The sequence below is a fragment of the Sphaerotilus sp. FB-3 genome (assembly GCF_023706025.1).
Classification (GTDB): Bacteria; Pseudomonadota; Gammaproteobacteria; order Burkholderiales; family Burkholderiaceae_C; genus Sphaerotilus; species Sphaerotilus sulfidivorans.
Genome location: NZ_BQWE01000035.1, coordinates 1 through 23,705, shown reverse-complemented (window position 1 = coordinate 23,705; position 23,705 = coordinate 1). Strand labels below are relative to the sequence as shown.

Sequence of the window (23,705 nt, the reverse complement as noted above, 5' to 3'; positions counted from 1 at the left end):
ATGACATCGTCGTCCCGTTCCATCTGCCTCGGTCAGCCGCGCAGTTTGCCGCAGGTCAGTGTTAGCAGTGAACAGCCCTGGGCAGTGAGCCGGGCCGCCTAGATCAACTAATCAATGAGCGTCGTGAAGCCTATTCCTTCGAGCGCGATGCGGCCGGACGCATCGTTAAGGAGGTGTCATTCGACGGCTCACTCCGCGAATTCCGCTACGACGCCTCTGGCGAAATCGTCGGCTGGATGAATGCGGATGGGGAGGTCGTGACGATTTGCCGCGATGCATTGCATCAGGTTGTGGCGCAGATCCTTCCGGACGGCGAAGCACAGGAGTTCGTCTTCGATGCCGTGGGGCGTCTGGCGGCCGCCCGCAAAGGAGACCATACGGTCACCTTCGAGCGAGATGCCCAAGGTCGCATCATCAGGGAGCAGCAAGGGCCATATGTGGTATCCAGTCGCTACGACGCGCTGGGCGGGGTATTGGGCACGTCTACTTCACTCGGGTACAAAGTTGACTATGAACTCGACCCCAATGGAGGGATCACCAAGCTGGTTGTGCAGGATCGGCACATGATCGCATTTGCCCGAGACGAGTACGGGCAAGCAGTGTCGGCTGAATTGCCGGGTCAGATCCGGCTGAGTCAACAGTTCGATCCGATGGGGAGACTCATTGAGCAGAGTCTCGCCCGCAGCGGACCCGGTGCCATCGCAGGGAGGGGGGGTGAAGCGCAACTCGCTCGCCATTATCGGTACGATCTAGGTGGCCGCCTGCGTTCGCTAAACGACGGGCAGTGGGGCTGCATCGACTATGTCTACGATCCCGCTGAGCGCCTGATCCAGACACTGAGTACCCACGGGGTCAGTGAGCGATTCGAGTACGACCCGTCGGGCAATCTATTGCGTGTTCAGCGCGAAGGGATGACCTTCACCGACGCGCACCTGACCTATGCGCAGGGCAACCGCTTGATCCAGCGCGACGGTACCCTATACGAATACGACGTCTGCGGACGCCTAGTTCGTAAGACCGAGTCCGACGGACGCATTTGGACCTATGGTTGGAACGCGCTGAATCAGCTCAAGACCCTCGGCCTGCCTGATGGCCGAAACTGGGCCTATTGTTACGATGCTCTGGGGCGCCGAATATCCAAGGTTGAGCAATGTGGTGCTCAGGGTGCAGGGGACAGGCGCGACTACATCTGGGACAAGGATACATTGGTCCACGAAATAGAACCGGATGCGTCGCCGAAGTTTTGGGTATTCGATCCGCATGGATTCTCGCCGCTGGCATCGGTTCAAGATGAGTGCTTCTTCAGCATTGTCACAGACCATCTTGGTGATCCGCTTGAGTTCTTCGCTGTGGATGGCAGCAAGGCTTGGAGTGGCCGCCGTACAGCTTGGGGGGAGCCCGATCCGCGCATGTCATCTGCCCAGACCGCAGAAAACCCTTGGGCCTACGCCGGGCAGTATCGGGATGCTGAAAGTGGGCTGCACTATAATTATTTTCGTTACTACGATTCCGCTGCTGGCCGCTACATCAGCCCCGATCCAGTCGGCCTTGAGGGCGGCTTCAATCTCTATCGCTACACAGTCAACCCTACGAACTGGAGCGACCCATACGGCCTCACGTGCCCGCACGATACCAATGGCGGCGAAGGCTACGTCGTGTATCACATCAAGGATCGCGACGGAACGGTCGTCTATGTCGGCATCACCGAAGCGGATCGCTTCCGAACGCGGCGCCAAGAGCATACGGACTCAGGCCGCCTGAGCCAAGGCCGGACTATGCACATCGCTGAGGAGGTGCCAACCTACGGCGCCGCGCGTGGCTATGAGCAGGCCCACATCGAACACTACGGTACACGCGACACTTCGCTGATCGGTAACTACAATTACAGAAACAATCCAGGTAACCGTGTCAATTCCTTCGACACGTCCCGCACCGATGATCGCGCCCAAGTCTACAACCAGCACTACCTGACGGCCCAGCAGAACCTGTAGGGCTGACTCTCCATGGGAAGGAAGGACGTGCAGCACATGGATCAAGCTATGAGCAAGTCACAAAAGGAGAATTCCAAACACACTTGTGCGGTCGGCGATGTGCTGGCTGTGCCGCTGCTTGACGGCCGCTTCGGTTACGTCCGCATCATCAACATCAAGGACGGTTGGGATCTGGTCGAGGTGCTAGCCCTCACAACACCGACCGCGGTTTTCGACGATGCTGTTCGGTCGGCACCGTCGCTGTACCCGCCTGTGGCATTCGCCTTGGAGGATGTCCAAGCGGGGCTGATGAAGCCAGTGGGTCAGATGCCTGCGCTCCGGTTCGACTACGTGGACTTGCTGTGGTATCGGCGCGGCATGCCGGGGCGCTACACTAAGATCCGCGTGAACCAAAACAAGTCCGAGGGGCTGCTGAGTGATTCTGAAGCGGCCGAGCTGCCTGACCAAGAATTTCATGACTTCGAAATGATGGTTGAGCGCGTAATGCAGCGCTTGGTCTCCGGCCGGACTGTGTCCGACTGGCTGGCCTCCCGATCTTTGGGCTGAACTCCGCCTCAGGTGTCACAAATGTGGCCGACGCAACCCGGCGATCAGTCAATAACCAAGTGTTTTGTACAGTCGTCCTCCTTGACTGCGATACCGGCTACCATGCGAACAAACCAGCCATGACCCGAGGTGTTGCTGGCTTCACGACCACTGTTGCGCCCCCACCATATGCCATGGCCATCGAAGCCACGCGCAAGGCGTTGACACAGCGTTCGGCACAATACAGATGGCTGGTGATATATTTTTCGCTCGGCAGCATGACTTGTCTGACCAGCACTTTGCTGGCAGATGACTGGCGCGTATTACTGTTGCTGCTGTGGCTTCCTGTACTCGTTCTGATTTTTGATGCGCTCGACATTCGCACGATTCAGCGCTGGCGGATTGACATTATTTTTTTCTGGGTGCAGGGTGATCTGGTACTTCCCATGCTTGCCCAGACCCTACGTCAAGTGCCGGCTTTGCCTCCCCAGACGCTGGAAGGCATGCTGGTCAGTCTGCCGGGATGGCCGTCCGGAAGCTGTATTCCGATGGCTGTGCGTGAGCCATTGTGCAGATTGCAGACACAGGTGGCGAGCATCGCTGTGCGGCGCATGTGGGTGCGAGCGGCACTGTGGCTGCTGAGTTGGAGCAGCGTGTGCGCAGCTTGGGTCTGGCACATGGCGCCGTTGCTGGGCGGGTTGCTGGCTGTGCCGTTGATCAACGGGGGGTGGAGGTTGACCGAGCGGCGGCTGCTGCGGCGGCAGGTCATGGCACTGGTACAAGTCATGGACGAGGCTGGCGTCACGCGCACGAACCTCGTGACCTGGGTCGAAGCGGTCTGCTGGGACGGGGTGCTGGCATCGCTGAAGCTGTCTTGTCTGGCCGATCTGGCCAGTCGGCCGATCAAGTCCATGTCACCGGCTCGCCCCACGACCGATCAGAACCGGTAACGCACCCCCGCCGCCACCGACCGCCCCACCGTCTGCCCCCAGACCCGGTCGTCCATGCCGACGACGTACAGATCCAGCGTCGAGTCCCATTCGTGGAGGTAGGCCAGGCTCCAGGTCTGCTGGCGCCGGTCGACCGCGTCGCCGAGCGCCCGTGACCGCGCGACCTGCAGCTGCACCTTGCCCGGCCCGAGCGGCGCCGACAGGCCGAGCGAGGCGATCCGGCTGGTGAGCTGCAGCCCGGTGTCACGCACGAGCGTGTACTGCCCGAACACCTGCGCCCAGCCGGCGTTGTAGCTCAGCCCGAGCTGGCTGGCCTGCTCGCGGATTGCGTCGGCGAACTCCGGGTCGAGGCGCACGCGCTGCCACGAGGCCGAGACGGCCAGCAGGCCGCGGGCGTAGATCGCGTTCAGCGCCGACAGCCGGCCCGGGGCGTCGCGGTCGCCGTCGGCGGCCATCGCCGACAGCGTGACGTCGCCGAACTTCGGTGCGGTGTAGCCGATGGCGCGGTCCCAGTAGAAGTCGCCCTGCACGCCGATCAGGCTGCCGGCGGCGAACAGGTGGCGCACCGCCGGCGAGCAGCCGACCGAGTTGCCCAGCGCGTTGAAGCGGGCGGTCGTGTTGAACAGCAGCGTCTGCAGCCGCCCGGCGCGCACCTGGCCCCAGTCGCGGTGCGCCAGCGACACGAAGGCGTTGCGCGACAGCAGCGGGTCGTGGTCGTTGCGGCCGGTGCGCAGGTCCTGGAAGCGGTAGAAGGTCTCCAGCGTGACCCCGGCCGTCACGCCGTTCTCGAAGCCGTAGCTGCCGGTGGCGCCGATGAAGCTGGCGGTCAGCGAGTTGCTGTTGAAGCGGTGCTGGCGGTACAGGCCTGACGGCTCGAAGCGTCCCCACGACAGGTCGGCCACGCCGTAGAACGAGTGATCGAGCTGGGCCTGTGCCATACCGCAGGCGAGCAGTCCGCCCAGCAGGGGGCCGAGCAGGCCGGTGGGGCGCAGCATCGCGCTCAGGCGGAGCGGGGCAGTCGGCATGGCGAGCCTCCTCGGGTTGTCTGTCTGTCTGTCCCTGACGTCACGGGAGCGATGGGGTGACGCCCAGCCACAGCGCATTCATCGCTGCGTGCGCCACGATGCAAGGCAGCAGCTGACGTCGGCGCTGGTAGAGCAAGCCGATGTACCCCGCAGGCAGCAGCGTCAGCCAGGCCCAGAGGCTGCCGGGGGTGCGCAGGCCGTGTGCCAGCGCAAAGGTGAATGCCACCGCCAGATTGATCCGGGCCGCCGGCCATCGGCAGCGCTGCAGCAGGGTCTCGTGCAGCCCGGCGCGCCAGAGGATTTCCTCCAGCACCGGTGCGATCACCAGCAGCTGCACCGCTGTCCACCAGGCGTCGGAGCTCATCGCGCATGACCCGCAGGCTCACGGTGCGGGTGCTGTCGTCGTCGTTGTCGCTGCCGTTGTCCGTGCCGCCAGGCCAGCACCAGCACGGCCAGCACCGCCAGCGCGAGCAGCGTCGGGTCGAGGTGATCGCCATGGGGCGCACGCGCGATGCTGCAGCCCCCTGCGCCGCTGCCGACCACGTCGGCTGCTGCCTGTGCCTGGCCGGTCAGCGGGACCTGCAGCAGGGTGGTCGGCAGATCCGTGCCGGGGCTGCTGGCGATCTGCAGCACGCCGCGGGCCTCGCCCGCCACGACCGGTCGCAAGCGCACCGTCACCGTGCAGGTGTCGCCGGCCGCGAGCAGGAAGGGCGGGGTCGGGCAGGTGCCACGGTCGACATCGAAGCTGCCATCGATCGTCCAGCCGAGCACCCGCACCGCACTGGAGGACTCGCCGCTCAGGGTCACCGCCATCGGCGGCGAGGTGGCGCCTGCCCGGGTCGCGCCGAACTCCAGCCGGGCTGGCGTGACCGTCAGCGCCGAGCTGCCGACCGGACCGAGGCCGATGCCGGTCAGCGTCAGCGGCGCCAGCGCGGTGCCGCTGGAGACGACCTGCAGGCGGGCGCCGTGCGTGCCCGGCGAGCCGGGGCTGAAGGCCAGCGTGATCGAGCAGGTCCGGTCCGGCTCCAGCAGCGCGCCGGCGACGCAGGCGTCGGCCGCGCCGCCCTGGACCGGGAACATCGCCGCCTCCAGCCCGATGGTGTTGATCAGCGTGAGCCGGATCGCGCCCGGCCCGTGGTTGCGCAGGCTGACGGTGTGCGTGGTCGTGCCGGCAGCGCCGATCGCCTGGGTGCCGAAGTCGTGCGTTTCGGTGCTGCCGACCCAGGTGACGACCGGCACGACGGCCGCGCTGCCGCGCCCGACCACGGTCAGCGTCGACGGCACGCCGGCGGCGCTGTGCGCGACGGCCAGCGTGGCGCGGTAGTCGGTGTCGGCGGCCAGCGGCGTGAAGCGCAGCGCCAGATCGCAGGTCTGGCCGATGGCGAGTGTCGTGCCGGCGGCGCAGCTCGGCGTGCTGTCCAGGCTGAAGCCGCTGCCGTTCAGCGTCACGCCAGTGAGCTGCAGGCTGGCGGTGCCGGTGTTGCGCAGCCGGACCGTGCGGGCGCCGTACAGGCCGTTGACGGTCTGGCTGCCGACGTCGAGCGGGTTGGCGGCGTCGATCGTCAGCACGCCGACGGGCTGCGGCAGGCCCAGGCCGGTCAGCGTCAGCACCGACGGGTTCGGCGCCGCACCGTCATGGGCGATCGAGAGCGTGGCGCTGCGGATGCCGGTGGCGCCGGGGCGGAACTGCAGCGTCACGGTGCAGGTGGCGCCGACCGCCAGCGTGCTGCCGGCCGCGCAGGTGCCGGCGCGCAGGAAGTCGCCCGGGTGCGGGCCGCCCAGGCTCAATGCGTTCAGCGTCAGCGGCTTCGAGCCGGTGTTGTGCGCCGTGACGGTGACCGTGCCTGATGGGGGTGCGCCGAGCACGGTGTCGGGGAAAGAGGGCTGCGCGGCGTCGAGCGAAAGCTGGCCGATGTCGGCGGTGCCGTCGAGGGTGATGGACAGCGGGCTGCCGCCGACCGCGCTGTCGTGGGCGATCGCCAGCGTGGCCTGGCGATCGCCGCTGGTGGTGGGCGTGTAGTCCAGCGTCAGCGTGCAGCTCAGGCCTGGGTCCACGCGCGTGCCGGGCGTGCATCCTGAGCTGGCGGCGACGCGGTAGTCGTCCCTGGCGGTGCCGCTGAAGGTGAACGCGCCGAGCACGATCGCGGTGCTGCCGCGGTTGCTCAGGGCGGTGGACACGGGGCCGGTGGCGCTCGGGGTCAACCGCGTCGGCGAGGCCGTCAGCGGCCACGCCGCCGTGCCCGACAGGCCCAGGCTGGTGCTGACGGTGCCGCCGGTGCCGGTGATGGTGACCGGGATGCTGGCGGGCAGGGGTGTGGAGATCGCGGCAGCGGTGGGCTGCCAGCGCAGGCTGAGGGTGCAGACGCCGCTGTCGGCGGCGATGACCCGACCGGCGCATTCGGGGCTGTCTTCGGTGATGCCGGCCGGCAGGGTCAGCGCGTAGGTCCTGGCATCCGGATAGGTGCTGCTGATCTGGACGGTCCGGACGACCGAGGCGCCGCCGATCACCGCCTCGCCGAAGGCCAGGGCCTGCGGCGACAGCGTGACCGTCGGCCGGTAGGCGGTAGCGTCGACCGTGATCGTGCGGCCGCCGGCGGAGGCGGACGGCTGCACGTCGCTGCCGGCGTAGGTCGGCGTGACGGTGAGGGTGCTGGTGAGCGTGGCATGGGTCTGTGGCGCCACCACGTCGGCCGGCTGGGGCTGGAAGACGACGTCGAGGTCGAGGCGGCAGGTGCCGGGCGTCAGGCTGGATGAGGCCGCGGGCACGGTCAGGGCCGTGCAGGTGCTGCTCGACTTCCGGACAACGCTGAAGCGCGGGTTGCTGCTGCTGAGGGCCAGCGTCAGCGCGGTGCCCCGGTAGTTGCTCAGCGTGAAGGAGGTCGAGGCCGTTCGTGAGGCGCCGGTGGCTGTGGTGCCGGGAAACGTCAGCGTGGCCGCGGCGGGCACGGCGAGGGCGTCGCGCAGGTTCAGCAGATAGGCCGCGACGGCCTTCAGATCTGTGGCGTTCGGGTCCGGGTCGTTGGCGATGGCCCGCATCAGCGACGAGCCGCAGTTCGACCCCAGCCGGTTTTTCAGGGCTGTCGTGCTGGTGACGATGTCCTCGCCCAGGCCGATCACGGGGGTGCTGTCCGAGCAGTCCGGATTGGCGCTTGGGGTCGTGGCCTGGACAGCGGGCGGCGCGCCGTGGCACGTCATGCACCCCCGGCCATTCCAGTCGAAGTCCTGCGCCTGGACGGCACCGCTCACGGCCAGCAGCAGCGCCAGCCCGGCCGCTCTCGGGACAAACGTCGACATCATGTGCTTCTCCCTGTTCCGGCCGGTTGGCGGGCGGCCCTACACGCAGTCCACCACCCGGAACTCCACCCGCCGGTCCAGCGCATCGCGCAGATCGTCGGTGCCGAGCCCGACCAGTGCCTCGCGCGAGCCCACGCCCGCCGCGCTCAGCCGGGCGCCGAGCGCGCGGTTGCTGCGCTCCAGCAGCTTCTGCACCGCCTCGGCGCGCTGGCGCGACAGCGTCTCGTTGGCGCGGGCGCTGCCGGTGCGGCTGGTGTGGCCGACGATGCGCACGCAGGCGTCGGCGCGGCCGGTCTCGCGCGCCAGCGTGTCGAGCCAGAGCTGGTACTGCTGCGGCAGGTCGCCGATCGGGCTGAAGCTCGTGCGGCCGGGCTGGAACAGGATCTTGATCGGCAGGCGCTTCGTGTCGAGTCCGGTCGCGATGATGCGTTCGAAGGCGCTGCGCGCGGCCTGCGGGTCACCGAGCTTCCAGCTCGTCAGGTACAGCCCGTTGAGCACGCGCAGATCGCCCGGATCGGCCATCGTGTCGGCCTCGCGGTAGAGCTGGCGGGCCTCCTGCATGCGCCCGGCGCCGTAGGCCAGGATCGCCTCGTTGACCACCGCGGCGCCGGGCAGCCGGCTCAGGTAGTCCGGGTCGGCCGGGTCGCCGACGCGCGTGTTGACCTGGCACGAGTTGATGTAGGCCTGTGTCGTGCGGTCCTTGTGCCAGGTCGGGCTGTCGGCGTAGAACTTCAGCGGCTCCGGGTTGACCGAATCGACCGTGCTGCGGTCGAGCTGCTTGGCCACCACCCGGCCGGTGCGCAGGTCGATCAGCGTCAGCCAGACGCGGAAGGCGTCGGGCACGGTGTCGACCGCGCGCTCGACGTTGACCGGCGTGAGCGTGCCGATCAGCAGCAGCGGCTTGTCGGCCAGCGCCTGCCGGGTCAGCGGGCGGGGTTTCCACTGCGGCGTCTGGCGTCGCAGCAGGGCTTCGAGCTGCTCGCCCATGCGCGCCGTGCTGGCGGTCTGCGCGCCGGTGTTGGCGTCGATCAGCGGGTCGATCACCAGCGTGCGGGCCTCGGCGCCGAGCTGATCGCCGGCCTGCTGCAGCAGCTCGGCGCCGGCGCGGGCGATCGCGTCCTCGAAGCGGATCGGGTCCGGCGCGAGCAGATCCTTCGGGCGCGCCGGGGACGCGGAGGCGGACGGCTGCGCCTCGGCCGGCGGCAGCGACAGCATCGACGACAGCAGCACCAGGGCGGCGGCGTACAGGCAGGCGGGCAGGAGCTTCATGACGGCGGCCTTGCGAGGACAGGGCGGAAAACGAGGGGTCAGCGCGTGTCGAACACCGGATCGGGCGCCGGTTTCGTGATGTCGCAGCCGAACACCTGCTGGCTGACACGGCGCAGCTCGGCATCGGCGTCGAGCTGCTCGATCACGCGATCCAGCGTCACCAGCGCGTTGGGCATCGAGCGATTGACGGCCAGATCGGCGCCGCCCCCGCACAGATGGCTTCTGTAGCCGGACGGCATGGTGCGGTCCCAGTCGAAACGGCCGCTGGCGCTGGCGAAGGCGACATGACAGGTGCGGCACGACACGCCGATCACCTCGCGGTAGAGCCGGTCGGCGCCGGGCACGCTGCGGGCATGGGCGATCCAGGCCGGGGGCACGTAAGTCTTGTCCTGCGCTGTTGCTCCACCGGCATACCAGCCCTCGATCAGCCGGCTGACGGGCGTGTCGCCACCGCCCTCGGTGGCCTGGACGAGGCGGTTGAGCGTGTGCAGCGCTGCCTGCTGGTCGGTCTCGCGCAGACCGGGGGCGCTGCCGAAGCGGTAGTTGGCCGCATCGAACGGCAGGAAGCGCGATCCCAGCTGCGGAGAGGCGCCGAGCGTGGTCGGGAAGCGTCCGGCATGGGTCGCACCGCCATGACAGGCGACGCAGACCCCGGGCATGTACTTCTCGCCACGGCCATCGAGGTTGACCGACAGCAGCAGCCCGCCGTCCGGACCGAAGGTGACGAACTTCGTGAACGGCCGATCGCCATGGGCGCCGGGCGTGACGCTCCACTCCATGCCGACGCAGGCGACCTGCTTGAGCCCCTGGCGCGCCTGGTCGAGCACGCTGTCGATCTCGGCCTGGCTGCTGCCGTCCGGACCAGGATGGTTGCAGACCAGGAAGGCGATCTGGTCGGCGCTGCGCCGCACGGCCGACATGCGTCGCACCAGGTTCAGGTCCATGCGGTTGATGTAGTCGGCGCTGGCCTTGTCGGCCGCGGCGATGCCGGTGTCGTAGGGTGGCAGCCGATGGTGGCGCTGCCAGTCGGCCATCGTCACCGGCTGCACCGGCATGCCCTGCGCATCGCAGCCGGCGACCAGACCGAGCGCACGGTAGTAGGCGCAGGCGCTTTGCGGCGTGTCCAGTCCCTTGTAGGCCAGAAAGCGGTCGGAGCCCGGCAGGCCATCCGAACGGCTGCCGTGGGGCGCCGTGACCTGACGACCTCGCAGATTGCCATCCGGTCCGCTGGCGAGCAGGCGGGTGATGCGCGGCGGCGTGTTGGCCAGACGGATCGGTGGCATCGCCACCGGTGTGGCTGCGAGGCTGGCATCGACCTGCGGCACATCGATGGTCTGCCGCAGGCCTTCGCAGCTCACCTCCAGCTGGTGGCGCTCCTGTGCGGCCACTGCGGCCTCCAGCAGGTAGTCGCCATGGCGGTTGGCCTGGATCGCCGCGGTGACGGCGGTGCCGTCGGCTTGCAGCAGCCGCAGCGTGGCGGCGCGGGTCTGGCCGGTGGCCTGATCGAGGCGCGCGCAGGCCGAGCCGTCGGCCAGCTCGACATGTCCGTACAGACGCAGGTTGGCGCCGGTGTCCGCGCTCACCGGGATCGTGACTCGCGTGGCGGTGGGCGTGTAGTTCGCGGCACAGACCGGCCAGGCGTCGCGTGCCCGTGCCGTGTCGCGGGTGCAGTGCAGGCGATAGCCCCCGGAGCTTGGGGCCGGCATGGGCAGACGGGGCAGCACGATTTCGCCGCGCATGTCGCTGCGGCCGCTGAAGACCGTCCGGCCTGTGCTGTCGCGCAGGTCGACCTGCACGTCGGGCAGGTCGAGCAGACGCTCGCCCGTGCTGGCGCCGTCGTGGCCGGTGAAGACCCAGCGGCCTTCGGCCAGCAGGCGCAGCTGTCCGCCGAGCTGCCCCTCATCCACGACGGTCGGGGGGCGGTGCAGGGCCTGGGCGCGGCGCGCCGACACCGTGTCCAGTGCGTCGGACGACACCGCATGCTGGGCCTCGGCATGACCGCCCCGGCCGTCGGTCACCGTGACATAGGCGAAGTGCAGGCCGGGGCCGCTCGGCAGCGTCCAGGTGGTGCTCGGGGCATCGCGGTCGTCGACATGGCCGGCGGTCACGCGCCACTGGTAGTGCAGCGTGTCGCCGTCGATGTCCTGGGCCGCCACCGACAGCGTCGTCTTGTCCGGGCCGCTGTCCTGTGCGGTGCCCCCGCCCCCGCCGCCTCCACAGCCCGCCAGGGCCAGTGCGATCAGCAGGGCGAGCGTGGTCTTGGTCATGGCAGCGGTCCTCGAAGTCAGCGGCATTGCCGCTGCATGAAGCTGCGTTCGGCGTCGGTCACCGGGTCGCCCAGGGCCGACTTCTGCAGCAGGTCATTGCACTTGAGCCGGGTGACATAGTCCGGTGCAGGGGGCTGAACCGGGACGACCTTCGGTGGCCGTCCGTCCGGGCTCCAGGCCGAACGGTCGGAGACCTCCGGCGGCGACAGCGGCGGTCTCTCGTCCGCGGGGAGGTCCGTCTTCGGCGGGCGTGCTGGCGCAGGCGCTGCGCTGGTGGAGGCGGAGGCGGAGGCGCGTGCCGCCGGCTTGCGCTCCGTGCTGCGTGCGATCGCCGGCTCCGGGGCTGTGGCTGCGGCAGGTGCTGCCCCGGAGGCCACCGGCGGCGCGACGGCGATCGGCGAGGGGGGCACCGCGGAGGCGGGAAGCGACTCGAGTGCCGATGCGGCGGCCACCGGTGCCGCAGGCGCCTGTGCCGGCACCGCCGGCAGCGGCGAAGGCTGCGGTGATGGCGTGGGGCGCCCGAGCGTGTAGGCCAGCCCGGCCGCTCCGACCAGCAGCAGGGCCCCGGCCGCCACCCAGGCGCCGGAGCTCGCTCGTGGCTGTGCTGGTGCTGGCGCTGGCGCCAGATCGGGTGCAGGTGGCGGTGCAGGCGAGCTTGCCGCAGCAGGTGGCTGTGGCACTGCGATGACCGGAGGAGGCGTCGGCCTCGGGGCAGGTTCGCGGGGGGGCGGCGGCCGTGCAGCCACGCGCGGTTCTGTGGCGGCCAGCAGCGCGCGCAGCTCGGCCACGCTCTGCGGCCGGTGCTGGGGCAGCACCGCCAGGCAGGCGTCGATCGCCTCGAGAAAGGCCGCGCTGCACTGGCCGGCCGCGCTGTGTGCCAGCGGCTGGTACTTGTCGGTGACCATGCGGGTGACCGACTGCGGTGGCGTGCGTCCGGTCAGCGCGAAATGCACGACCGAGGCCAGCGCATACAGGTCGGTCCACGGCCCCTGCCGGACGCCGGGCATTTCGCCGTACTGCTCGATCGGCGCGTAGCCGGTCTTCAGGATGACCGTCAGTGCCTGTGTCATGTCGCCGATGACCCGCCGCGCCGCGCCGAGGTCGAGAATGACCGGGCGGCCGTCCTCGAGGATCATGATGTTGTCGGGCGCGATGTCGCGGTGGCAGGTGTCGGCGCGATGCATGGTCTCGAGCGCATCGAGCAGCGGCATCAGCAGCGTGCGCAGCCAGAGCTCGTCGGGCGGACCGGGCAGGGTCTTGAGCACCTCGCCCAGCGTGCGGCCGATGTAGTAGGGCATCACCATGTAGGCGGTGCCGTTGCTCTCCCAGAAGCGGTGGACCTTGATCAGCGAGGGATGATCGAAGCTGGCCAGCAGCCGCGCCTCGTTGATGAAGCTGCGCCGGCCGGCCTCGAAGGTGTCGGCATGGCGGCGCGAGCGCACCGAGACGGTCATCGCCTGGGTGCGCGCTGCCAGCGACGAGGGCATGTACTCCTTGATCGCGACCCGCCGGTGCAGCGAATGGTCCTGAGCGAGATAGACGATGCCGAAGCCGCCCTCGCCGATGACCGACAGCAGCTCGAACTCCTCCAGCCGGGTGCCCGAGGGCAGCGCGTTGCCGAACTCGTCGTCGGCGAGCTCGCCGGGCTGCGGCAGGCCGATCGGCGCAGGACCGAGCCGGGTCCGGTCCGGATCGTCTGCGGGGGCGGAGGGTTCTGTCATCACGGGCTTCCTGTCGGCGTGTCGCTGCCGCTTCAGCGGTAGAGCTCCCTGCGTTCCTCTTCTTCCTTGCGCCGCTGCAGCTCGGTGCAGGTCGGGTGGCGCTGGAATTCCGGCTTGCGGCATTGCGACTGGATGCAGAGGTCCCGTGCGATCAGCACCCGGCCGCCGCAGGCCTCCTCGGGCGAGCTCGGCCGGGCCGCTTCGCCTGGAGCTGAGGAGGGCGGAGCGGAGGAGGGCGGGCGGGACGCTGGCGCCGGCACAGGCGCGGGTGCCGGACGAGGCGCAGCGATGGCGGGTGCCGGGGCAGAAGGCGCTGGCGCAGGTGGCTGCAGACGGGGGGGCGACGGGGCGGGCGGTGCTGGCACCGGGACAGGGTGCAGCACCGGCACGGGGGCGAGAGTCGGTGCGGGGGGCTCCTTCTCTTCGGTGATGATCTCCGCCAGCGGTGCGCTGGCCGGGCCGGCCGCGGTGGGCGCACTGGCCAGTGCGCTGGCGGCGCTGGCGGCCAGACCGGTCGTCGCGTCCGGGGCGGGAGCACGCGGCCACATCAGCAGCGCCGCCCCCGCCAGCAGCACGGCGCCACCGAGGCCTGCCAGCATCGGTGCACGTGAGCCCGAGCCCGAGCCTGCCTTGCGCTCACCCTCGGGTCCGGCGGATGGGGCCGTCGTGCCCGCCGCGCCGGCGGGTGCTGCCGCTGGCTGCGTGCGGGCCGCGGCCGGCTGGGTCATGCCGGGCAGCACGATGCGCATGTCGCGGCCGGTGCGCGGCTCCAGGCTGGCGGTGTGCGGCGCCGGTCTGGTTCTCGGCGGTGCAGCGGCGGGCGGAGGCGGTGGTGCCGTGCGGCCCGGCGGACTGCCGGTCGGGCCGGTCACCACCACGGTGCGATCCGGGTCGCTGCCTGGTTGCGCGATCGGGGCGGCGATCCGGGTCGCGTCCGGGTCGTCGCCCGGCCCCAGGACGGGCAGCAGGCCCAGCAGGCGCATCAGCGCCTCGACGCTGCGGGGGCGCTGGTCCGGGTGCACCGCGAGCGTCTGCTGCCAGGCCTGCAGGAAAGCGTCGCTGTAGCGCAGGCCCTGCTCGGCCTTCAGGCGGGCGCCGGTCTCGGGCAGCGGCACCATCTCGTCCTGCAGCGTGCGTGCGGCCGCCGGCGGCGGCGGCTTGCCGGTCAGACAGGCATGGACGACCGCTCCCAGCGCATACAGGTCCGTCCACGGGCCCTGCCGCAGGCTGGGCATCTCGGCGTACTGCTCGATCGGCGCGTAGTTCGGCTTCAGGATCGCGGTGAGCGTCTGCGTGCGGTCGCTGATGACCTGGCGTGCGGCGCCGAAGTCCAGCAGCACCGGCCGGCCGTTGCGCAGCAGCAGGATGTTGTCCGGCGAGACGTCGCGGTGGTAGATGTGCTGGGCATGCAGCGTCTCGAGGGCGCCCAGCAGCGGCACCAGCACGCCCATCAGCCAGACCTCGCCGGGCGGCGCCGGCATCTGGCGCAGTGTCTGCGCCAGCGTCTGGCCCTGGTAGAGCGGCATCACCATGTAGGCGGTGCCGTTGCCTTCCCAGTAGCGGAAGACCTTGACCAGCGCCGGATGGTCGAAGCGCGCGAGCATCTTCGCCTCGAGCATGAAGCTGCGCAGCCCGGCGCCGAAGGTCTCGCCATGCGTGCGTCCGCGCGGCTGCACCGAGCCGTCGTCGCCGCGCGAGGCCAGCAGTCCCGGCATGTATTCCTTGATCGCCACCTCGCGCTCGAGGTCGTGGTCGAAGGCCCGGTAGACGATGCCGAAGCCGCCGATGCCGACCAGGCCGCGGATCTCGAACTCGCCCAGCCGGGTGCCGATGCTCAGGGTGCCTTCTTCGTCCACGCTGTCTGTCCGTCGCAGGAGTTGGGAGGAATGGGGTGATGAGAGGGTTGAGAGAGGGGGGGCAGGTGCAGGGTCGTGCCGAAGCGATCCGTGCCAGCGTAGCGGCCGCGGCGCGGGCCGTCTTGTGACTTTGGTCGCCCTGCGGGGTGTCCGCGCGCATGACTTTCGTTGCTTGTCGTCCGGCGTGGGGCGGGCCGACACTGGCCCGGCCCACGCCGCTCGGGCCTGGGCTTGCTGAGGAGGTCATGATGCAGTTGCTGATCCGTGCCGTGAGCCTGGCCGGCCAGCCCTTGACGCAGGCCATCACCGGCCTGTTCGACCTGCAGGGCGGCACGCTCGGTCGGGGCGAGGACTGCACGCTGATGCTGCCCGATCCCGAGCGGCACATCTCGCGCAGGCAGGCCGAGGTCAGCTGCGGCGAGCGCGGGTTCAGCATCCGCAATGTCAGCCATGCCAGCCCGATCATCCACAACGGCCGGCCGGTGCCCTCCGGCCGCAGCGCGACGCTGGTCGATGGCGACGAGCTTCAGATCGGCAGCTATCTGCTGGCGGTCAGCCTGTCTGCGCCCGCGCAGGCCGATGCCACGGTCATGGCGCCTGCCGGCCCCGGGCCGGGCGAGTTCACCCGGATGATGTCGGCGATCGGCGCGGCGCCGGCCACCGGGCCGGCGGTGTCTGCTGCACCTGTGCTTGCCGCCGCTCCAGCGTCATCGCCGGTGCCATCGCCTGCGCCGTCCGGGGGGGGGCCGACGGATCCGCTCGATCCGCTCGATCCGTTCGCATTCTTCGGCGGCACGTCGGCCCCGATGCGGGCTCCTGTGCCGTCACCTGATCCGGGTCGCGCCGGTGCAGGCGGGGGGGCAGGCGTCGGGAGCACCGATCCCTTTCGTGATCTGTGGGGTGCGCCTCAGCCGCATGCGCCAGCGCCGGTGTCCGTGCCGATGTCCGTGCCTGACGGTGCGCTGCCTTCGGCCTTCGGCGACCTGCTCGGTCCGGCCGGCAGTGCCAGCGGCAGCGACGATGTGCTGTCGGACTTTCTCGGCAATACGGCACCGCGCTCGCGTCCGCCGGCCGGCGACCAGGCGGTGCAGGACTTCCTGAATCCGCCGACGGCGCCGATGTCGGGGGCGCGTCCGCCGCGGGCCGACCGGACCCCCGAGATCCACGCGCCGATGGTGCTGCCGATGCCGCCGGCGCCGCCGCCGCCGATGGTCGCCTCGCCGGGCGTGTCGCCGCCGGTCCGCATCACGCCCGCCGCAGCCGCGGCGCCCGACGCGCTGTGGTCGGCCTTCTGCGACGGGGCCGGCATCGCGACCGAGCGGATGTCGTCGCACGCGCTGACACCGGCGCTGATGCATGACATCGGGCTGATGCTGCATCACGCGGTCGCGGGCATGCTGCAGCTGATTGCCGCCCGGGCCGCGACCAAGTCCGAACTGCATGCCCAGGTCACGATGATCCAGGCCCGCCACAACAATCCGCTGAAGTTCTCGCCCGACGCGCCGGTGGCGCTCGAGCAACTGCTGCAGCCGCCGCTGCGCGGCTTCCTGGCCGGGCCGCAGGCGGTCGAGCAGGCGATGGACGATCTGGTCGGCCATGCGGTGGGCACGATGGCGGGCATGCGCGCGGCGCTCGACGGCGTGCTCGACCGCTTTGCGCCCGAGCCGCTGGAGGCGCGGCTCAGCAGCCGCTCGGTGATCGACAGCCTGCTGCCGATGCACCGGCGCGCCCGGCTGTGGGAGCTCTACCTGCAGCATTTCCAGGCGGTGCGCGAGGAGTCGCGCGAGGATGTCCAGGCGCTGTTCGGCAAGGCCTTCCTGCAGGCCTACGAGCAGCAGCTCGACCGGCTCGACGCCGAGCGGCATGCGCCGCCCGGCGCGGCCTCGGCCGCCGGTGACCGCGGGATGCCGAAATGATCGACATCGACATCGCCTCCTGCCTGCAGACGGGAAGCCGCGACCACAACGAGGACGATCTGCGCAGCGGCCATGCCGGGCTGCTGAGCTGGGCGGTGCTGTCCGACGGCGCCGGCGGTCACCGTCGCGGCGACGAGGCCTCTCGCCTGGTCGTCGCCACGATCGACGAGCGGCTGGCGCAGGCCAGCCTGGGCGGGCATCTGCAGGCGGCGGCGCTGGCCGCGGCGGTGGAATGCGCGCACGGCCGCCTGTCCGACGCACAGGCCGGCAGCGCCGGGCGCCAGCGCATGCATGCGACCGTCGTGGCGCTGTGGATCGACCGCGGGCGCGGCGAGGCGCTGTGGGCGCATGTCGGCGACAGCCGCCTCTACCGGGTGCGCGACGGCCGCGCCGAGGCGCTGACCCGCGATGACAGCGTAGTGCAGCAGATGGTCGATGCCGGTTTCCTGACGCCGCAGGCTGCGCGCCACCATCCGCGCAAGAACCAGCTGCTGAGCGCGCTCGGCGGCGCCGAGCCGGTCGAGGTCCATGTCACCGCGCAGGCGCAGCCGCTGCACGACGGCGATGCCTTCCTGCTGTGCAGCGACGGCTGGTGGGACACGCTCGAGGCCGAGGCGATCGCGCGCTCCTGCCAGGCCAGCGCCGACGCCGCGCGCTGGCTCGCCGCGATGCGCGACGACATCGCCGCGCAGGCCCTGGCGACGCAGGACAACTTCTCGGCGGTGGCGCTGCGGCTGCACCGGCGCCGCTGAGGCGGGAGCAGGTGCTGGAGGGCGGCCGGGGCTCAGTCGCGGCCGTCCAGCAGCGCGTCGAAGTCCGCGTCCTGAGGCAGGCCGGCGACCGGCGCGGCCAGCGGCGCCTGCGCGTCTGGCCGCAGGGTCTCGTCCGGGCTCCACCACAGGCCGTGGCCGGCGGGCACGGCGCGCTCGACCAGCCGTCGCGGCAGGGCGGCGGCCGTCGCGGCGGCCGGGCGCGGCGGCAGCGCCTGCAGCGCCGCCTCGAGCCGCTCGACGCTGGCGCCGGGGCGCAGGCAGTCGCGGCCCGCCTCGGCCAGCGCGTCCAGCCAGCGCTGCAGCCCGGCCGGATCGTCCGGCGGACCGTCGCTCCAGCCCGCGGCCAGCAGCAGCGGGAAATAGCGTCCGACCCGGTCGACGCTGGGCATCAGCACGCCGCTCCACCATTGCGGATCGACCACGCCGGGCGACCAGAGGAAATGCCACAGCGGCGCGCCCAGGTAGAGCTCGAGCCAGCGCTCGCCCAGCCGCGTGCGGCTCGAGGCCAGACCGGCGCTGAGCCAGGCGTCGCAGCGCGCCAGCATCGGCGGCGGCAGCCGGCGCGAGCCGAAGTCGCCCAGCGCCGGCAGCTTGCCGAACCAGCCGCAGTCCGGTGCGCCGGGCATCGCTCAGAGTCCGGTCGGGCAGCTGAAGGCGCGCAGCGCCGGCAACCGCAGCGGGTTCTGCACGCTGCTGGAGATGAGCTCGAACACCGCCTTGCGGCCCTCGATGTCGAAGGTGGCGGTCATGCGCTCCGGGCCGCTGCCGGGTGCGACCTGCGCCCGGTCGATCAGCCGCAGCAGCGCCCACGGGCCTTCGGTGCTCAGGCCCGCGCTGCCGCCGGCCGGCGCCGGGCTGATGCTCAGCCGGATCTGCGCGCCGCCGCGCGGGCTCGGCCACTGCAGCCGCGTCAGCGTCGCCGGGCCGTGGGCATAGCTCAGCGTCTGTCCGCCGGCGTCGATCTGCAGCTGAAGGATGGCCGGATCCATCGACACCGGCCGGAAGTCGACGCTGACGACCGGCGTGGCGCTGCCACGGAAGAAGGCATCGCGGATCTCGGCCGCATGCTGGAAGGACAGCAGCGCCGCCGAGTTCAGGCCCATGCGCGCGCCCTCGACCGCGCGGAAGGACCAGGGCCGGGTGGTGGTGTCGACATAGGGCGCGAGGTTCTTCTGCACGAACTGGTCCATCTGCCCGCCCGGCGCGAACAGCCGGCTGAAGTCGTCGAGCGTGACGTCGCGGCTGCTGGAGCGGTCGAAGGGATAGCGGCCGCCGATGGCCTGGCGGCAGAAGTCGCCGATCTCGGCGCGGATCGCGCTGCCCAGGCCCTCGCGGGTCGCGCCGAGCGCGGCGCTGGTGCCGCTGGCGACCAGGCGCTCGACCATCGCGCCCAGCGGCGGCGGCAGCTGGCCGGCGCTGGCGCGTGCGCGCGCCGGGGTCGGCGAGGGCGGCGGCGGCGTGCGCGACTGCGTCGCCGCCTGGGTGGCCTGCAGGAAGACCGCGATCTCGTCGAGCAGCCGAATGGTGTCGTCCAGCGGCACCGGTCCCTTGGCATCGGCGGCGCCGACCAGCTCGTGCAGCCGAACGAAGCGGTCGTCGACCAGGCTTTTCTCGAGCGGCTCGCGGCCGGGCTGCAGCGCCTCGACCGCCCGGCCGGCGGCGCCGTCGCCGAGGATGGGTGCCAGCACCCGGTCCTTGAGCCCGCGCGCGGCCTCGCGCACCGCGCTCTCGGCGCCGGGGGCTGCCGGGCGTGCCAGCGTGGTCTCGTCGGCGGCTGCGCGCAGCAGCCGGCGCAGCGGCGCGCTCGGTCCCGGCAGCGCCAGCGTCTGCGCGACCTCGATGGCCTGCGCCAGCGTCTCGGTCGGGCGCAGCTTCAGGTCGGCGAGGTAGTCGCTCCACAGCCGGGCGTAGTCGTTCAGGTAGAGGCGGCGCACCTCGTCGGCGAGCCGGGCCTGGCCCTGCGGATCGGCCGCGGCGACGCTGCGCGACTCGGCGGCCAGGCCCAGCACCCAGGACTCCTCGGCCGCCAGCTCGGTGGCCAGCCGCGGCAACCGCTGGACGAAGTCCTGGTGGCCGGCGCGGGTGTAGAGCGCCGGCAGACCCTCGTTGAGCGGCCGGCCGCTGCCGCGCACCAGGATGCGGGTGACCTCGGGGCCGCCGGCGGCGGTCGCGGTGAAGGCGCCGAGCTCGGCCGGCAGCAGCCCCGGCAGGCGCAGCCGGCTGTAGACGCGCTGCGCCAGCGGGATCTGGCGCAGCCGCTCGCGCGCCGCCTCGACCAGGGCGCGGTCGAGCGGCCGAGACGGCGTGCTGGCGCCGCGCGCCAGCAGCGCGTCGAGGTGATGCTCGAGCGCGGCGCGCTGCGTCGCGTCCAGCCGGCCGGCCAGGCTCTCGTCCCAGTCGGCGCGCAGGTAGACGGCCAGCCACTTCGCGTCGAAGTGCTTCGGGTCGTGCAGCATCAGGTAGGTCTTGAGCACGTCGTACTGCGCCTCCGGCCGGGCCGCGCCGGCTCCGGCGGCCAGGCGCTGCTCCAGGCCGAGCGCCAGCCGCGGCAGCAGGCCCTCGGTCTGCATGCGCTCGAGCGCCTGCGCGGAGGCGTCCTGCAGCTTGTCGCCCTGGTACAGGCCGAAGTGGCGCCCGGGGCTGTCGTCGACCTCGGCGATGCGGCGCGTGGCCTCCAGCAGCGGCAGCAGCGCGGCGGCATCGGGCTGCTGGCGCGCCGGCGTGGTGCGCAGCTCGGCCTCGAGCGCGGCGGCGCGGGCGTCGACCGCGGCGATGTCGTCGCGGTTGAGCGCATGGCTGCGCAGCCACAGGCCGGCGGCCAGCAGCGCCACCAGCGCCAGCGCCGCATAGGCGCCCGTCGCCATCAGATGACGGCGCTTCTCCCATTTCAGCCGGGTGCCGCCCAGCGCGCTCTCGGCGAAGACCACCTCGCGCAGCAGCCGCTCGAGAAAGAAGCTGCGGCCGCTGGCGGCCAGCGGCGGCAGCGCCGCGCGCTCGAGGCCGAGCTGCCGCGCCAGGCCGCCGAGCATGCGGTCCAGCGGCGTGCCTTCCTGCGTGCCGCTGATGAAGTAGACGCCGCGCAGCATCGGGTCGGCCTCGAAGGGCGAGGGCGCGAACACCTCCTCGACGAACTCGCGCAGCACCTCGCGCAGCGCGTCGAACTGCTGCGGGAAGGCGTAGATGCGTGCGCGCCGCGCCGGATCGCGCTCGGCCTGCAGCCGCTCGATCAGGCCGTCGGTGAGGCGCTGCCCGAGCCGGTCGAACTCCGTCGTCAGGCCGGAGGCGTCGCTGTGCAGCCGGGCATCGAGCGGGAAGGTGAAGCCCCAGGGCGCGGCGCGCTGCTCGCGGTCGAGCGTCGCGAAATAGTCGGTGAAGCCGGCGAGCAGGTCGCATTTGGTCACCAGCAGGTACAGCGGCATGCGCACGCCGAGCTGCTCGTGCAGCTCCTGGATGCGCGCGCGCACCGCGGCGGCCTCGCGGGCCCGCTCGGCCGCGCCGCGGGTGAGCAGGTCGGCAACCGAGACGGTCACCAGCACGCCGTTGAGCGGCTGGCGCGGCCGGCCGTCGCGCAGCAGCGCCAGGAAGCCGTTCCAGGCGCTGCGGTCGGCCTCGCGGTCGCTGTCCTGGGTGGTGTAGCGGCCCGCGGTGTCGATCAGCACCGCCTCGTCGGTGAACCACCAGTCGCAGTGGCGCGTGCCGCCGATGCCGGCGATGCCGCGCTGGCCTTCCTGGCCGAAGCGCCCGGCCAGCGGGAAGCGCAGACCGGCATTGAGCAGCGCGGTGGTCTTGCCCGAGCCGGGCGCACCGATGAACACATACCAGGGCAGCTGGTAGAGATGGCGCTGCGACAGCCGGTCCGAGAGCGCGTCGAGCGCGCCGCGGGCCCGGCCGGGCGAGTCCGCGCGGGTGTCGAAGCGCATGCCGCGCAGCGTCTGCAGCGCCTGCTCGAAGCGCTCGCGCAGCAGCCCGAGCTCGGCGCTCTCGCCGCTGCCGGCGGCCGTGCCGGCGCCGGGCGCGGCGGCCAGGCCCTCGATCATGCGGGTGTTGGCCCGGCGCGCCTGCCAGAGCGACGCCAGCTGCACCGCCAGCCAGCCGCCGGCCAGCAGCGCGATCAGCGCGATGCGCACGCCCGCATCGGCCAGCGGCACCCGGCCGGCCACGGCCACCAGCGGACCGGCCCACCAGATCAGCAGTGCCAGCGCCAGCAGGCCCAGCGCGGCCAGCAGCCAGGGGTGCAGGATCCAGGACAGCAGCTTCTTCATCATCAGGCTCTCAGCTTCCGGCGCCGGTGCGCAGCTCGATCTCGACGCGGCGGTTGCGGGCCCGGCCCGCCGGGCTGTCGTTGGCCGCGACCGGCGCGCTGTCGCCGGCGCCGCGCGCCTGCAGCCGGGCGGCCGGCACGCCGGCGGCCGCCAGCAGCTCGCGCACCGTCGCGGCCCGGGCCTCCGACAGATGCCAGTTCGACGGGAACTGCAGCGAGCGGCTCTGCACGCTGTCGGTGTGGCCGGTCACGGTGATGCGACCGGCCTGGCTGCGCAGCACCTCGGCGACGCGCCGCACCATGGCCTCGCGGTCGGCGTCGAGCCGGGCGCTGCCGCTGTCGAACAGGCCCTCGCCATGCAGCACGATCACGCTGCGGTCGGCCTCGTCGCGCACCGTCAGCCGGCCGGAGGCGGCCTCGGCCTGCAGCAGCGGTGCCAGCCGGGGCGCGGCCGCGGGCGGCGGGGCCGCCGGCGCGGCCACCGGCGCGCCCGGCAGCGGGGGCGCCCGCAGCGCGGCGATGCGGGCGAAGACCGGATCGGAGGCGCTGCCCAGCGACAGCAGCAGCCCGAGATAGAGGCCGAGCAGGCCCAGCGCGGTCAGCGCGCCGGTGACCCACAGCGGCAGCCAGCCCAGCAGCGGGCGGCGCGCCTGCGGCGTGACCTGCCAGTGCTCGGCCAGCGCCGCCGCATGGTCGCCGCGCACGCCGCGCAGGATCTGCGCGAGCCGGTCGCGCACCGCCTCGAGCTGCGCCGCGCCGCCCTCGACCGCCCGGTAGCGGCCCTCGAAGCCCAGCGTCAGCGCCGCCAGGATCAGCTCGAGCAGGTCGCGGTTGGTCGCCGGATCCTCGGCCAGGCGGGTCATCAGCTGGAAGACGCGGTCGCCGCCGAAGCCCTCGTTGTGGAAGGTCACCAGCAGGTTGCTGCGGCTCCAGGTGCCGCCGCTGCCCCAGGGCGTGCCGGCGGCGGCCTCGTCGAGCAGGGTGCACAGGATGTAGCGCGCGGCCAGCACCCGCTCCTGCGGCAGGCCCTGGGCGCGGGCGCGCTGCTCGAAGTCGCGGATCGACTGCGCGACCTGGTCCTTCAGCGCCTGCGGATCGGCGACGCGCACGGTCGCGCGCAGCTGCGGCGCCAGGCACAGCAGCGGATTGGCCAGCGCGACCAGCGGATTGAGGCCGGTCTGCGGCAGCGGCAGGTCGGCGGCGACCTCGGGCCGGGCGCCGGCGGGCGCCGCGGCCGCGTTGCCGTCGGCACGGGCGCGCCGGCCCGGCGTCGGCATCATGAAGGTGTGCTCGCCGGTCGAGCCGAAGGGATCGTCGGGCGGCGGCGGCGGGATGCTCATTCGGTCTCCAGACGGTCGGTTCACTGCGGCGCCCGGATGGCCCACAGCTCCATCGCCAGGCCGGGAAACTCGCCGCCGATGAAGAAGGCCAGGTGGCCGCTGCGGCCGAAGGCCTGCCAGAGCTCGCCGCTGCGCTCGAGCTCGAAGTAGTGGAAGCCGGCGTGCAGCGGCAGCTCGCGCGGCACCACCGGCAGGCTGCTCAGGTGCAGGCCGGTCAGGTTGCCGTTGACCACCTCGCGCATGCGCTCGGGCGGGCCGACCTTGAGCTGCGCCGGCACGCGCAGGCGCAGCTGCTCGGCCGGCAGCTGTGCCTGCACCGCCAGCACCAGCGCGGCCTGGCGCGCCAGCTCGCTGGTCGGCACCGCCGCGGTGTGCCAGCCCTTGCCGCGGTCGGTCAGCGCGATCTGCACCGCCATGCGCTCGGGCTCGAAGGACCATCCCTTTCAAGGTGACCGCCCAGCAGCCTTGAGGACACGAGCGGTGGAGAAATGAGACCGGGCGGTACGACCATCGACCC

The 23,705-nt window shown here is 71.6% G+C and carries 16 protein-coding genes; 5 read left to right on the top strand and 11 right to left on the bottom strand.

Annotated features, from left to right (window positions below):
• Positions 1-173 precede the first annotated feature (173 nt).
• From NFT33_RS14155 to NFT33_RS14145, 3 genes are all read left to right on the top strand, one after another.
• Positions 174-1,991, top strand: coding sequence for an RHS repeat domain-containing protein (locus NFT33_RS14155; protein WP_251676298.1), 1,818 nt, complete (start codon positions 174-176; stop codon positions 1,989-1,991).
• A 48-nt stretch (positions 1,992-2,039) separates the two neighbouring features.
• On the top strand, positions 2,040-2,537 hold the full coding sequence (locus NFT33_RS14150) for an immunity 26/phosphotriesterase HocA family protein (protein ID WP_251676296.1): 498 nt from the start codon (positions 2,040-2,042) through the stop codon (positions 2,535-2,537).
• Between the two features lie 173 nt (positions 2,538-2,710).
• On the top strand, positions 2,711-3,466 hold the full coding sequence (locus tag NFT33_RS14145; protein ID WP_251676294.1) for a hypothetical protein: 756 nt from the start codon (positions 2,711-2,713) through the stop codon (positions 3,464-3,466).
• Here NFT33_RS14145 and NFT33_RS14140 read toward each other — a convergent pair.
• Genes NFT33_RS14140 through NFT33_RS14110 form a run of 7 tightly spaced genes read right to left on the bottom strand, consistent with a single transcriptional unit; the run spans position 3,454 to position 14,898 of the window.
• Entirely contained in the window at positions 3,454-4,491 is a 1,038-nt protein-coding gene (locus NFT33_RS14140) for a porin (RefSeq protein WP_251676291.1), read from the bottom strand. The two genes, NFT33_RS14145 and NFT33_RS14140, sit on opposite strands and share 13 nt — an antisense overlap.
• 40 nt (positions 4,492-4,531) lie before the next feature.
• Positions 4,532-4,855: a JDVT-CTERM system glutamic-type intramembrane protease MrtJ gene (gene mrtJ / locus NFT33_RS14135; RefSeq protein WP_251676289.1), complete on the bottom strand. Its 324-nt coding sequence runs from the start codon at positions 4,853-4,855 to the stop codon at positions 4,532-4,534.
• The gene (locus tag NFT33_RS14130) at positions 4,852-7,785 is read right to left on the bottom strand and encodes a choice-of-anchor D domain-containing protein (protein WP_251676287.1); all 2,934 of its coding nucleotides are present in this window, start codon (positions 7,783-7,785) and stop codon (positions 4,852-4,854) included. Before NFT33_RS14130 ends, mrtJ begins: the two co-directional genes overlap by 4 nt.
• A 39-nt stretch (positions 7,786-7,824) precedes the next feature.
• Complete coding sequence (locus tag NFT33_RS14125; protein WP_251676285.1) at positions 7,825-9,054, bottom strand: OmpA family protein; 1,230 nt, start codon at positions 9,052-9,054, stop codon at positions 7,825-7,827.
• Between the two features lie 38 nt (positions 9,055-9,092).
• Positions 9,093-11,321 (bottom strand): hypothetical protein, encoded by a 2,229-nt coding sequence (locus tag NFT33_RS14120; RefSeq protein ID WP_251676283.1) that lies wholly within the window; start codon positions 11,319-11,321, stop codon positions 9,093-9,095.
• 17 nt (positions 11,322-11,338) lie between these two features.
• Entirely contained in the window at positions 11,339-13,042 is a 1,704-nt protein-coding gene (locus NFT33_RS14115; RefSeq protein WP_220785110.1) for a serine/threonine protein kinase, read from the bottom strand.
• A gap of 32 nt (positions 13,043-13,074) precedes the next feature.
• Positions 13,075-14,898, bottom strand: coding sequence for a serine/threonine protein kinase (locus tag NFT33_RS14110; protein ID WP_251676281.1), 1,824 nt, complete (start codon positions 14,896-14,898; stop codon positions 13,075-13,077).
• A gap of 248 nt (positions 14,899-15,146) precedes the next feature.
• Here NFT33_RS14110 and tagH point away from each other — a divergent pair, with 248 nt between their 5' ends.
• Both tagH and NFT33_RS14100 read left to right on the top strand, forming a co-directional pair.
• A complete protein-coding gene (gene tagH, locus NFT33_RS14105; RefSeq protein WP_251676279.1) occupies positions 15,147-16,814 on the top strand; it encodes a type VI secretion system-associated FHA domain protein TagH in 1,668 nt (555 codons plus the stop codon).
• On the top strand, positions 16,811-17,566 hold the full coding sequence (locus NFT33_RS14100; protein WP_251676277.1) for a PP2C family protein-serine/threonine phosphatase: 756 nt from the start codon (positions 16,811-16,813) through the stop codon (positions 17,564-17,566). The genes tagH and NFT33_RS14100 overlap by 4 nt, the downstream gene beginning before the upstream one ends.
• Positions 17,567-17,598: 32 nt before the next feature.
• Here NFT33_RS14100 and tagF read toward each other — a convergent pair whose 3' ends face one another.
• Genes tagF through tssK form a run of 4 tightly spaced genes read right to left on the bottom strand, consistent with a single transcriptional unit; the run spans position 17,599 to position 23,604 of the window.
• Positions 17,599-18,213: a type VI secretion system-associated protein TagF gene (gene tagF / locus NFT33_RS14095; RefSeq protein WP_251676275.1), complete on the bottom strand. Its 615-nt coding sequence runs from the start codon at positions 18,211-18,213 to the stop codon at positions 17,599-17,601.
• 3 nt (positions 18,214-18,216) lie between these two features.
• Entirely contained in the window at positions 18,217-21,849 is a 3,633-nt protein-coding gene (gene tssM / locus NFT33_RS14090) for a type VI secretion system membrane subunit TssM (RefSeq protein WP_251676272.1), read from the bottom strand.
• Positions 21,850-21,859: 10 nt separating this feature from the next.
• The gene (gene tssL / locus NFT33_RS14085; protein WP_251676270.1) at positions 21,860-23,188 is read right to left on the bottom strand and encodes a type VI secretion system protein TssL, long form; all 1,329 of its coding nucleotides are present in this window, start codon (positions 23,186-23,188) and stop codon (positions 21,860-21,862) included.
• Between the two features lie 20 nt (positions 23,189-23,208).
• Positions 23,209-23,604 (bottom strand): type VI secretion system baseplate subunit TssK, encoded by a 396-nt coding sequence (tssK, locus tag NFT33_RS14080; RefSeq protein ID WP_251676268.1) that lies wholly within the window; start codon positions 23,602-23,604, stop codon positions 23,209-23,211.
• Positions 23,605-23,705: the final 101 nt, after the last annotated feature.